Origin of the sequence: Streptomyces sp. NPDC008125 (assembly GCF_042957125.1) — a bacterium.
GTDB lineage: Bacteria > Actinomycetota > Actinomycetes > Streptomycetales > Streptomycetaceae > Streptomyces.
Genome location: NZ_JBIBHR010000024.1, coordinates 1 through 11,123, shown reverse-complemented (window position 1 = coordinate 11,123; position 11,123 = coordinate 1). Strand labels below are relative to the sequence as shown.

Genomic DNA, 11,123 nt, shown 5'->3' with positions numbered 1-11,123 from the left:
GGCGTCGCCGGTACCCGCGCCCTTCAGCGCCGGACGCCAGAGCTCCGTCAGGTGCGTCAGGTGCGTCAGGTGCGTCAGGCCGAAGCCGACGCCACCGTGCACCCTCGCGAAAACGCGAGGAGTTCGACCGACACCCGACCCGGAGGGGAAGGCCGTGGGAGCGGCCGGCCCGTCGTGCCTCCGCCTTCAGCGGGGTCCGATCTGGAACCCGACCCCGCGGACGGTGAGGATCCAGTCCCCCGACCCCAGCTTGTTCCGCAGGCTGCACACGTGGGTGTCCAGCGTGCGCCGGGACCAGGAACCGGCCCAGACCTCCTGCATCAACAGCTTCCGGGGCACCACGTCCCCCCGATGCGTGGCAAGGAGGTGGAGAAGGTCGAACTCCTTCGGGGTCAGGTCGAGCGGCTGACCACCCAGGGTCGCCCTGCGCCTCTCCGTATCGATCCGGAGCCCGCCGCACGCCGTGACGCGACCGCCCTGCCCACCGGGAAGAGGAGCACGCGGCTTGAAGCGCCGCATGACCGCTTCCATACGCGCCATCAGTTCCTGCAGTCCGTAGGGCTTCGCCAGGTAGTCGTCGGCGCCGGCACGAAGACCGAGCACCCGGTCCAGTTCACTGTCGCGCGAGGTCACCGCAATCACCGGGATGTCATCCACCTGACGAATACTCCGGCAGACCTCCAGACCATCCAGATCCGGGAGGTCCAGATCGAGGAGGATCAGATCGGCCTCCCCATAAGCGCGCAGAGCGGCCGTCCCGGTCACGGCCCCCGCGGCCCGGTGTCCATGACGGCGCAGGGCCCGCATGAGCGGGTCCGCCTGCGCAGGATCACTCTCGACCACCAGGACACGCCAGCCCCTGGCCTCCTCGGCACCCCGCACCGGCGGCGACTCCACGTCCGGCGCCCCTGGAGCACCGCTCGGGCCTCCACCCAACTCGCCCGGGCCTCCGCGCACGTCGCCCCGCCCTCCAGGCACGTCGGGAACACGGCTTGCAAGTAGGCCTGTGGTGCCAGCCATGGCTTCATTTCCCCTCGTGTGGATCCCCACGCAACCCGTCACCCGATTATAAGACGCTGAAGAATGTTTTTGTCAACGGCCTGCACTCGAACGAAAAGGTACGTTTTGCACGCTTATCGCCCCAAGTGCAGCGAGCATTCACCCCTTTCACGTCATAACGACTTCCGGCCATCGTGGCAAGAAATCCAACACGAATGACACATAGGGAACATAGAGCCCAGCGGACTGGCATCAAATGATTCTTCTTAGTACTGATGTCTCCATGTTGTCGTCACCATCGATGGATGATCCCGAGCAACCGCACACCCGCCGCGCCGGAAAGGGGAGACAGGAACGCTCCGTCCGCACCCGAAAAGCCCTCGTGCGTGCCGCAGCCGAACAGTTCGAAAGGAACGGCTACGAGCGGACGCGCCTCAACGAAGTGACCAGCGCCGCGGGCGTGACCAGCGGAGCTCTCCACTTCCACTTCCCCAACAAACAGGACCTGGCCGACGTCGTCGAAGAAACAGCCCTCCACCACCTGTACCAAGCGGCCGAAAAAGCCCGCCCCACGGACACCAGCGCCCTGCAGACACTGATCGACACGTCCCACGCCCTCGCCCGCACACTCCACCAGGACGTCATCACCAGAGCCGGCCTACGACTCAACAGCGACGCCACCAACCGCACCTGCCTCAACCTCCACCACACCTGGCAGACCTACGTCCAACACACCCTCACCCGCGCCGCCGCCCAAGGAGCCCTCACTCGGCACACCACACCCTGGGAACTCGCCCAGACAATCACCGCGACAACCATCGGCCACGAAACCCTCGCCCGAACCAACAAAAACTGGCTCACCCACCACGCCATTACCAACCTCTGGCACCACCTCCTGCACGGCACCGTCACACCAGCCACCCTCACCCAACTCCACCTCAACGGCACCCATCCCGCCAGAAACCAGCCGTAACCACCCTGTCTTCTTCAATCAGGCATCCGACGCGAACACGATGATCCCGTCAGCACTGCGGGGGGCGAGGCGGTGGGTGATGAGGATGACGGTGCGGCCCGCGTCGGCCTCCACCCCCTGGGCACGGGCCCGCCGCAAAACCCCCAGCGCCATCGAAGGGGCCGCAGCCGCGACCTACGCCGGCCCGTCTCCGCTCGCGCGGAGAGGACGCGCTTGCGCAAAAAGGGAAGGAGCCTGACCACTGGCTGCTCAGCGGCCTTCCTCGACTGGCTGGTGCCGCGAGATGGCCGATGCCTCACGGGAGTTCGCTGAGCAGGTGCACGCGGCGCACCACGTCCGAGGGGGCCTGGCCGACCGAAGACCGACGCTTGCCCCTCGCGTCACTGAACTGCGCCTCTGTCCAGCCGGGAAACGCGTCATCCACCCACCGGACCGCCTCAACCCGCAGGCCGGCCACCGGAACCCCTGGTGCGCTCCCGCACCAGCCCCGGTTCCCGCCGGGACCAGGTCTCTCGGGCTCCCGGCCGCCTCCATCACCGCCAGGCGCCCCCGGCTGTCGTCCAGTTGTGTGACCAACGCGCCGCACCGGTGGACGAGTGCTCGCCCCTGCGTGCCGAGAGGGGCGCGCCCCTCCTTTTCCAGTCGGCGCCGCGCCTCACGGGGCGGTACAGGCCCTCCACCGTCTGCGACGGACAACCGGGCCTCGCGATATCGGCACCAACCCCAACTACTCTGACTACGCTGTGAGTCATGGGACTTTTCGGTAAGAGGGGCAAGCAGCCCGAGCCGGGCGGGCAGCGGGAGATGAGCTTCGGCCACGGTGAACTGGACTCGCTCAGGCCGTTCGTCATGCCACCCGACCGTCTCCCGCCCGGCGTCGCCGAAGGCGCGCCCGTCGCCCTGCCTGGTCTGGTCATGGCCACGGCTCTGTTCACCGGCGAACGGATCGACTTCGTGCCCGTCTCGTCCATGAACGGGCTCGGCGGCACCGATGCGGTCCGGGTACGGGCGATGCGCAACGTGGAGAACCTCGATGGGGTGCGGGTGGTGCGCGAGGCTTGCGACGCGGCCCGTGAGGACACCGAGTTGGTGACCCTCTCGGGTGATGACCCCTTCGTCGCCTCCCGGGTGGCTGTTCTGGACTGGCTGGTCGGGCAGGTGCACGGAGTCCCGTCCGGCTACGGCCTGATGGTCGCGGTGCCGTCGTGGCACACCCTGATTCTGCATGTGGTGAGGGGCATGGGGGTCTTGACGACCGTCGAGTCCATGGCGCTGGCGGCCGGACACTGGTTCCGGAACGCACAGGGCGACCGGGGCATCAGCCCCGACGTGTACTTCGTCTCCCACGATCGCCGGGCTCAGCGGATCGCTCACACGGACGCCGACGGCAAGGTCGTCATCAACACGACCGGCTTGATGGGCGAGATGCTGTTCGGCCCGGCACCGCACGGCCTCGGTCTCGAGTAGGTCCTGCCCGGCCTCTCTCCCTCCACGGCACCGCGCATCCGTAAGCCACCCGGGGGCCGATGAGCACACCCCGACTTGTCCGGCCACCTTCCCCGCCCCGGCCGTCCGGGCGGTCATCGACGGCGCCGAGGCCCCCGGTGCAGCAGCGCGCGGCACGGCCCGGTGTCCCCGTCCGGCTCCTGCCACCGCCATCGCCCGGCGCCTACCCCTGCGGGCGTGGGGCGGGCCGTCACCCTCGTGAAAGCGGTTCTTCCGCGACGGTAGGCGTGCCCTGCTCGTGTACGCCCGCGCACGGCCGATCCTGCCCCGGCCACCGCGGTCCTGCCCCGTGGTGAGGAGTGGGCGGCTCAGGCCGTTTTGCGGTGCTCGGGCTGAGTGGTGGGCTCGCCGACGGCTTCGCACAGAGCGGCCAGGCCGGTGGCGAGGGCGTTCTGGGCGTCGGGGCTCATGCGGTCCATGGCCTGGCGCAGAACCTGTTCCCGGCGGTGCCGGATACCCCGGAGGTAGGCCTCGCCGGCTTCCGTGAGTTCCAGTTGCGTGGCGCGCCGGTCCTCGGTGTGGGGGGTGCGGCGGAGGAATCCGGCGGCCTGGAGGCGGTCGCACAGGCGGGTGACGGACGGTGCGGCGGAGGAGAGGCGACGGCCGAGCGCGGTCAGGTTGATACCCGGTTCGCGTTCGACGAGATACATCACACGCGTTTGGGCGGAGGAGAGCGGCGCGGTGCTCAGCGCGTCGCGGTGGCGCTCCCACGCCGCTTCCAGCAGCTCCAGCATGCCGCCGGTTCCGGGCGCGGTTCGGGAGGGGTGCTGGTCGTGGGAGGCGTGGGCCTCGCGCATGTGACACTCCCGAGTGGGCGCTTCGTGCCCGTTCTGGCTGGTCGATGTGAGCAGTCGCATAGATGAAGATATGTGAAGGAAAGGAAGATCGGTACCGGTGGACAGACCCAGTACGGTTGAGCGCGCTCTGCGCGAGGCCGCGCCCCACGAGCTCTTCGACGTGCTCCGTTCCCTGATCGAGGATCGTTTCCGCGCCCGCGCCGTGGAACTGCTGATGGCCGACTACGCCACGACCAGGCTGCAGCCTGTCGGCGTGCTGCCGCACACGCTGCGGCCGTTGCCCGTGCACGAGAGCGCGCCGGGGCGCGCGTTCAGTGCCCAGGAGCCGCACTGCGTGTACGACGCCTCGGCTTCCACCGTAACGGTGCACCTGCCGGTCAGCGTCCGCGGGGACCGACTCGGCGTGCTGAGCGTCACCCTGCCGGCCACCGGGGACACGGTGGAGGCGGACGTGATCGGGGAACTCCGGACGTGCGCGGACGCGCTGGCGCACGAAGTGGTCGTGGCGGAACGCGACACCGACGTGTTCCTCCAGGCCCGTCGGGCCGAGCGGCTGACGCTGGCCGCAGAGATGCAGTGGCAACTGCTGCCCGGCCGGTCCTGCGCCCGGCCCGAGTACAGCCTCGGAGCGCAGTTGGAGCCCGCGTACGCCATCTTCGGTGACAGCTTCGACTGGTCCGCCTCCGCCGACGATCTGTACCTGACCGTGAGCAACGGCATGGGCGAGGGGATCGACGCCGCGCTGCTGACCAATCTCGCCGTCAACGCCCTGCGCAACGCCCGCCGCGCCGGACTGAGCCTGAGCGACCAGGCGTATCTCGCGGATCAGGCCGTCCACGGGCAGTACGGGGGCGCCAGGTACCTGGCGACGCTGCTGCTCCGGTTCCACCTCCCCACCGGTGAGGTGGAGATCATCGACGCGGGCTCGCCGCGGGTGTGGCGGCTCCGGGCGGGCACGGTCGAGACGGTCGAGCTGGAGGCGCAGGATCCGCTGGGGATGTTCGAGGACACGGCCTACGTCCCCCAGCACCTCACCGTGGAGCCCGGTGACCGCCTGTTCTTCATCAGTGACGGCGTCTACGACGCACTGTCACCCGGCGGGGAGAAGTACAGCCTCCGGGCCCTGGCGAGGTCGATCACCAGCACGCGGCTGCTCCCCGCTTCTCAGGTGCCCCGGGCGATGCTGCAGGAACTGCTGGGGCACCGCGGTTCCGGCCCGGCCGCCGACGACTCGCTGGTGATGTGCCTGGACTGGCACGGACGCCCCGCCATCGAACGGGAGAACCAGTCTCCGGGCGCACTTGTGTGACCAAAACGTGAAGGTTCCGGCCCCACGGTGTGCGCCCCGCGTGCAGCACACCGGGGCGGGAACACGGCGCGCGGGGGCAGGTTGCCATCGAGGACACCCCTGGAGGATGCTTGCCGCACGGCAAATACTTTTCATCGAGCAGGGGAAGGTGGTGCGGTTCGCCCAGGGCGGGCCCTATTCCATGGCCTCAACCAGGGAAAATACCGCTGGCCGAACCAGTTGGTGGGGCCTGGCACCCTACCCCGCCCTCGCGGCGGACGCGGCTGGGACCGTTCTTGAGCTGAACAGCGCGGCCGACCTCCTCCTGGGCGGTGCGACGCCTGGGGCGAGCATGCGGGACGTGGCTCCCGGCTGGCTGGCCGACGCCCACCGACGCATGACGCGGACACGCATCGGCTCGGCCCGCCGGGGCGATGAGGAGTCCGCCGCGCCGGCCCCGGTGTCGGGGCGGATCGGGACCCAGAGCTTCGAGGCACATGCCACGCGCACCCCGGAGGGGAGTGTGGTCTGGTGGCTGATCGACGACACCGACCGGCGGCTCGCGGAAGAGGCGCTTCTCACGGAGCGTGAACGCACTCGTTTCCTCTCGGAGGCTTCCAATGTCCTGCTGGCCTCGTTGAACACCGACAGGTGCATGGCCGCGACCGCGCAGCTCGCCGCAGAGTACCTCGCGGACGTCGCCATCGTCGTCGCCCCCGCGAAGGGCGGCAAACTGCCCGTCTCCCGAGCCCTCACGGGGCAGGAAGCCGACCGCGCTCTGCTCGTCGCCGACCCGTCCGATCTCCCGGGGCTGGCGGAAGCGCTCCAGGGGTTCCCGCCCGTGCCGTCGCGCTGGATCGACCCCGCCGCACTGCCCGCATGGGCCCTCCCGTACGGCTTCACCGAGAAGGTCGAGTCGGTGGTCGTGACCCCCCTGCCCGGCCACGGGGTGCCGGCGGGAGCCTTGATCCTGCTCCGCCGCAGCGGTCGCGCGCAGTTCAACGAGAACGAAGAGGTCTTCGCCCGCCTGTTCGCGGCCCGAGCCGGTGCCGCGCTGTCCGCCGCCCGCCTCTACAGCGAGCAGAGCGCCATCACCCGGACCTTGATGCGCGACCTGCTGCCACCGAGCCTGCAACGCGTGGACGGAGTGGAGATCGCCGGCGGTTACCGCCCCGCCGGCGCAGCCGAACAGGTCGGGGGCGACTTCTACGACGTCCATCCCGGAACCACCGTGGCTGACGCGTCCCTGGTGGTCCTCGGGGACGTGTGCGGCAAGGGACTGGAAGCCGCCGTCCTGACCGGCAAGATCCGCAACACCCTGCAAGCGCTGCTCCCGATGGCTGACGACCACGAACGAATGCTGAATCTCCTCAACGGCGCCCTGCTGAACTCCCATCACACCCGCTTCGCCACACTCGTACTGGCCTCCGTGCACCGTACGGAGAACGAGGTGCGACTGCGCCTCACCTCGGCCGGCCATCCCAGGCCCCTCGTGGTCCGCGCCGACGGAACCACCGAAGAGGTCGCCACCCGAGGTTCGCTGATCGGGGTCCTCCCCACCATCGAGGCCCTCACCGTGGAGGCCGTTCTGGAGCCGGGCGACACCTGCCTGCTCTACACCGACGGGTTCACCGAGGCGCGCGGCGGTCCTCTGGGTGACGAGATGTTCGGAGACGAACGCCTGCGCCAGGCCCTGTCCGAGTGTGCCGACATGCCGGCCGAAGCCGTCGTCGAGCGCATCCAGATGCTCGCCTCCCAGTGGCTGCGCAACGGCCGCCACGACGACATGGCCCTCATCGCCATCAGCGCGCCCCGCACCCGGCATCTCAGCGCCGTGAACGGTCACACCCGGGGGAGGTACACCGCATGACCGCGACGAGCCCCGACGTCCAGGGTCTGCGGGACCAGTTGTGGGTGGCCGTCACGTCCCGTGACGAGTACGGCGCCGCGGACATCGTTTTCACGGCTCTCGACGACGGCCTGGACGCGGAGACCGCCCTGCTGGCTCTGATCGCCCCCGTGCAGGCGAAGGTGGGCGCCGAATGGGCTGCCAACCGGCTCAGCGTCGCGCAGGAGCACGCGGCGAGCGCCATCACCGAACGGGTCATCGCCGCCCTCGCCCACCACCCCGCCCACCGCACCCCACCCAGCCTCGGTCACATCACCGTGGCCTGCGTGGAACAGGAATGGCACTCCCTGCCCGCCCGCCTCCTGGCCGAAGTCCTCACCCTGCGCGGCTGGCGAGTCGACTTCCTGGGCGCTCAGGTCCCCACCCAGCACCTCATCGCCCACCTCCACAACAGCGGTGCCGACACGGTGGCCCTCTCCTCCTCCCTCCCCACCCGGCTGCCCGCCGCCCATGCGGCGATCACGGCCTGCCAGGCCATCGGCGTTCCCGTCCTCGTCGGCGGCGCGGCCTTCGGGCACGACGGCCGATACGCCCGCCTCCTCGGCGCCGACGCCTGGGCCCCCGACGCACGCGCCGCTGCCCGCCGACTCGCCGACGGCATCCCCGCCCCCGCACCCGCTCGCGGGCACCAGCAGATCGACGACCTGCCGCATCTGATCGACCAGGAGTACACGCTCGTCAGCCGCACCCAGCCACAGCTCGTCAAGACGGTTCTCACCCAGCTCGAAGGCCGCTTCCCCGCGATGGCCTCCTACGACAAGCACCAGCGTGAGCGCACCGCCGAAGACCTCGCCCACATCCTCGACTTCCTCGCCGTCGCCCTCTACACCGACGACGACGACCTGTTCACCACGTTCATCACCTGGACCGCGGGCATCCTCACCGCACGTCACGTTCCCGCCCGTTCCCTGCACCCCGCCCTGGACATCCTGGCCACCGAACTCAAGGACTTCCCCCGGACCACACGGCTGCTCGACCAGGCGCGCTTCGCTCTGGACCGTGCACCCGCCGCCACCGGACCGCACCGCGGAGCGACCACATGATGCCTCTGCCCTCCTCCTTCACCTTGACGGCCGAGACCGGCCGCAGCAGTGCATGCCTCCACCTCGTCGGCGAGCTGGACCACAACACCGGCGACACCCTGGTCGAACGCGCCGGCCAGTGCCTCACCGAGCAGCCCGGCCTGCACGACCTGCACCTCGACTGCGCGGAACTCACCTTCTGCGACTCCATCGGCGTCTCCTCCCTCCTGATGATCCACCGCCGGACCACCGCGCACTCGGTGCGCCTCCACGTGGACAACCAGCCTCCGTTCCTCCGGCGCCTCCTCGACATCACCGGAATCCAGCAGCTCTTCGCCCAGCCCCGCGCCGCCCGACAAGCCGAATGAACCCCGCGCGCGTCCGGACCGACGGTGCGGCACGCCGGTCGCGCCGGCCCCCGAGGCGGTGAGCACGGACCCCCCTCCCGCGGCGGGGACCGGCGGCCGGCCGCCTGTCGGCCGGGGAGGAACGCGACGCCGAGGGCCCTGGCGGCTCAGGGCGTCGTCCGGTCGTGGACGGCGTCCGGCTCCCCATGGTCAGCGGTGGGCGGCGCGGTTCATCTCCACGATGTCGTCCACCGTGTAGTCGGCGGGGAGGGCGGCGAAGCGCTCCGGCAGGCTGTCGCGGACCGCCACGTCCTTGAGGCGGTCGGCTGCGGCCAGGGCCGCCGGCAGTTCCTCGAGGGTCAACTCGGTGCAGTAGGCCGGGCCATTGGGCTGCTGACGCCAGGAGTCGGCCAGCGCTCCGGCGTCGTAGGGGTCGAAGCCGGTGTCGTCCACGAGCCGCATGGCCACCTGCTTCGCCTTCTCGGAATCGGCGGCGACGGGGATGGCGATGCGGCCAGGCGTGCCGGCCGGTACTCCGCGGGTGCGCTGGGTCTCGGCCAGGGCGGCGTTCCACGCCTTGACCACGGGCCGCCCCAGCTGCTCGGCGTTCCACACGCTCTCCACCTCGCCGTTGTCGACGGCGTCGATCCGCCCGCTGAGGTCCGGGTAGTAGTTCGAGGTGTCGATGACCACCGTCTCGTCCGGGACCGATGCGAACAGGTCGGCCAGCTTCCCCGCCGCCCCGAAGGGAACGGCCAGAACGACGACGTCGCGCCCCAGGACGGCATCGGCCAGCTCCACCGCACGAGCCCCGGAGGCGAGGACCTCGGCCCCGACGTTTTCGGGCCCTCGGGCGCCGGTCACCTGGACGTCGTGACCGGCCGCGCTGAGCTTGACGGCGAGATTCCCGCCAATGGCACCAGCACCTATAACGGCGATGTTCATGATGTGTCCCTTGAGAGTTCGCGCTGCCCCCAGGGGGTGGCGCGCTGTGGTGGCTGGTTGACGGTCGGCTCCGGCGGCTTACGGCCGGGCGTCCTGCTCCTGGTAGCCGCTCGTGACGAGCGCACGGAGACGGTCGAGCGACTCCTCCTCGGCGCCGGTGCCCTTGATCCAGGCAACGGAACAAGCCGCGAGGAACAGGTCGTACCCCTGGACCGACTCGCGCACGTGCCCCGCACGCTGCGCGGCGCGCACGTACTGACCGGTGGCGGTGATGAGGATGTCGCAGGGAATGGTGAGGGGGTTGTCCGCATTCTGGGCCCGGGCCGCGGCCATGAGCGGGTCCGGCAGTCCGCTGAAGGCGCTGAGATAGTCCTCCATCGCCCGCAGCCAGCGCTCCAGCGCCTCTCCGGCGTCGTCGAGCCGCTCGATGTCCGCCCGCCGGGCCATGAACTCCTCGGAACGCGTCTGCAGCACAGCCGCGAGCAATGCCTCCCGGGTCGGGAAGTGCCGGTACAGCGTGGCGGGCCCGACACCCGCCTCCTTGGCGACCGCCTCCAGAGAGGTGCCGACCCCGTACCGCAGGAAGTGACGCTGCGCCGTCTCCAGAAGAGCCGCACGGTTGCGCTGGACGTCGACACGGGGCCTGCGCCCCACCTTCCCATTGGCGCTCATACGCCTCCCGACCTCCCGTGATTCTGCGGCCACATCAAAACGGATGCTGCCTCCGTACGCAGTCGAGCGTAAAGCGGAGGCAGCATCCGGTCAAACCGATGCACCCCCTGCGGCTGAAGCTCACAGGCCGTCGGTGCACAAGTCGGGCATGCCGCGCGGGGATGCGGCGGGAAGCTGCTGAACGGGCGGCCGAGGTGGAGGAGCGGCTGAGAGTTCTCGCCCCAGTTCTGTGTTCACGGTCTGGCGGACCGCACCGGCCGCGGTCCGCGGCAGAGCGAGCCTTCGGCCAGGGCGAGCCGGTGGAGTTCGCGATCGGCGTGGAGGCGGCGCTCGGCTCCGTCGCCTGCGCGAAGGGGCGGTGGGGCGAGGCGGGTGGCGTTCGCCCCGGAATCGCGGGGGCTGGTGGTGGCGGTCGAGCTGCCGGGCCAGGCGGCGGTTTCTTCCGTCACGCAGTACCGGTTCACGGCGTCCGCTCCCCCGGCGGTGCTTCCAGGTCCGGTCCCCGCCGGCGCACGGTTGCCCGTGCGGGATCAGCCGGCGCCGGCCGGGCTGGCGGTGGGGTGGGTGCGCTGGTGTTCGGCGTTGATGCGCTGTGCTTCTTCGAGCTGGTCTTCGAGGATGATGATGCGGCAGGCGGCGTCGATGGGGGTGCCCCGGTCGACGAG

10 protein-coding genes and 1 pseudogene are annotated in these 11,123 nt (G+C 70.1%); 6 read left to right on the top strand and 5 right to left on the bottom strand.

Going from position 1 to position 11,123, the window contains the following annotated elements; genetic code table 11:
- Window positions 1-186: 186 nt before the first annotated feature.
- Window positions 187-843: a winged helix-turn-helix domain-containing protein gene (locus ACFZAX_RS30875; RefSeq protein WP_390965679.1), complete on the bottom strand. Its 657-nt coding sequence runs from the start codon at window positions 841-843 to the stop codon at window positions 187-189.
- Between the two features lie 412 nt (window positions 844-1,255).
- On the opposite strand from ACFZAX_RS30875, the gene ACFZAX_RS30870 reads away from it, so the two are divergent.
- Both ACFZAX_RS30870 and ACFZAX_RS30865 read left to right on the top strand, forming a co-directional pair.
- On the top strand, window positions 1,256-1,972 hold the full coding sequence (locus ACFZAX_RS30870) for a ScbR family autoregulator-binding transcription factor (protein WP_390965606.1): 717 nt from the start codon (window positions 1,256-1,258) through the stop codon (window positions 1,970-1,972).
- A 750-nt stretch (window positions 1,973-2,722) separates the two neighbouring features.
- Complete coding sequence (locus ACFZAX_RS30865; RefSeq protein ID WP_390965605.1) at window positions 2,723-3,439, top strand: hypothetical protein; 717 nt, start codon at window positions 2,723-2,725, stop codon at window positions 3,437-3,439.
- A 347-nt stretch (window positions 3,440-3,786) separates the two neighbouring features.
- Here ACFZAX_RS30865 and ACFZAX_RS30860 read toward each other — a convergent pair whose 3' ends face one another.
- Window positions 3,787-4,275, bottom strand: a complete 489-nt coding sequence (locus ACFZAX_RS30860) for a MarR family transcriptional regulator (protein ID WP_390965604.1) — start codon at window positions 4,273-4,275, stop codon at window positions 3,787-3,789.
- Between the two features lie 97 nt (window positions 4,276-4,372).
- On the opposite strand from ACFZAX_RS30860, the gene ACFZAX_RS30855 reads away from it, so the two are divergent.
- From ACFZAX_RS30855 to ACFZAX_RS30840, 4 genes are all read left to right on the top strand, one after another.
- Window positions 4,373-5,584 carry a SpoIIE family protein phosphatase gene (locus tag ACFZAX_RS30855; protein ID WP_390965603.1) on the top strand — a complete coding sequence of 404 codons (1,212 nt, stop codon included), beginning with the start codon at window positions 4,373-4,375 and terminating at the stop codon, window positions 5,582-5,584.
- A 181-nt stretch (window positions 5,585-5,765) separates the two neighbouring features.
- The gene (locus ACFZAX_RS30850; RefSeq protein WP_390965602.1) at window positions 5,766-7,433 is read left to right on the top strand and encodes a SpoIIE family protein phosphatase; all 1,668 of its coding nucleotides are present in this window, start codon (window positions 5,766-5,768) and stop codon (window positions 7,431-7,433) included.
- On the top strand, window positions 7,430-8,515 hold the full coding sequence (locus ACFZAX_RS30845) for a cobalamin-dependent protein (RefSeq protein WP_390965601.1): 1,086 nt from the start codon (window positions 7,430-7,432) through the stop codon (window positions 8,513-8,515). Before ACFZAX_RS30850 ends, ACFZAX_RS30845 begins: the two co-directional genes overlap by 4 nt.
- Window positions 8,512-8,862: an STAS domain-containing protein gene (locus ACFZAX_RS30840; RefSeq protein WP_390965600.1), complete on the top strand. Its 351-nt coding sequence runs from the start codon at window positions 8,512-8,514 to the stop codon at window positions 8,860-8,862. The genes ACFZAX_RS30845 and ACFZAX_RS30840 overlap by 4 nt, the downstream gene beginning before the upstream one ends.
- A gap of 189 nt (window positions 8,863-9,051) precedes the next feature.
- Here the strand turns inward: ACFZAX_RS30840 and ACFZAX_RS30835 are convergent, their stop codons facing one another.
- The 3 genes and pseudogenes from ACFZAX_RS30835 to ACFZAX_RS30825 form a co-directional block, all read right to left on the bottom strand.
- A complete protein-coding gene (locus ACFZAX_RS30835) occupies window positions 9,052-9,786 on the bottom strand; it encodes an NAD(P)-binding domain-containing protein (protein ID WP_390965599.1) in 735 nt (244 codons plus the stop codon).
- A 78-nt stretch (window positions 9,787-9,864) separates the two neighbouring features.
- A complete protein-coding gene (locus tag ACFZAX_RS30830) occupies window positions 9,865-10,458 on the bottom strand; it encodes a TetR family transcriptional regulator (protein WP_390965598.1) in 594 nt (197 codons plus the stop codon).
- Between the two features lie 530 nt (window positions 10,459-10,988).
- Window positions 10,989-11,123: pseudogene (locus tag ACFZAX_RS30825) on the bottom strand (MerR family transcriptional regulator); the annotation flags it as partial.

What these genes read in the sequence shown, in the direction of transcription:
- ACFZAX_RS30870 (WP_390965606.1), top strand. Translation starts at nt 1,256, where the DNA reads ATGATTCTTCTTAGTACTGATGTCTCCATGTTGTCGTCACCATCGATG.
- ACFZAX_RS30865 (WP_390965605.1), top strand. Translation starts at nt 2,723, where the DNA reads ATGGGACTTTTCGGTAAGAGGGGCAAGCAGCCCGAGCCGGGCGGGCAG.
- ACFZAX_RS30860 (WP_390965604.1), bottom strand. Translation starts at nt 4,275, where the DNA reads ATGCGCGAGGCCCACGCCTCCCACGACCAGCACCCCTCCCGAACCGCG.
- ACFZAX_RS30850 (WP_390965602.1), top strand. Translation starts at nt 5,766, where the DNA reads ATGGCCTCAACCAGGGAAAATACCGCTGGCCGAACCAGTTGGTGGGGC.
- ACFZAX_RS30845 (WP_390965601.1), top strand. Translation starts at nt 7,430, where the DNA reads ATGACCGCGACGAGCCCCGACGTCCAGGGTCTGCGGGACCAGTTGTGG.
- ACFZAX_RS30840 (WP_390965600.1), top strand. Translation starts at nt 8,512, where the DNA reads ATGATGCCTCTGCCCTCCTCCTTCACCTTGACGGCCGAGACCGGCCGC.
- ACFZAX_RS30835 (WP_390965599.1), bottom strand. Translation starts at nt 9,786, where the DNA reads ATGAACATCGCCGTTATAGGTGCTGGTGCCATTGGCGGGAATCTCGCC.
- ACFZAX_RS30830 (WP_390965598.1), bottom strand. Translation starts at nt 10,458, where the DNA reads ATGAGCGCCAATGGGAAGGTGGGGCGCAGGCCCCGTGTCGACGTCCAG.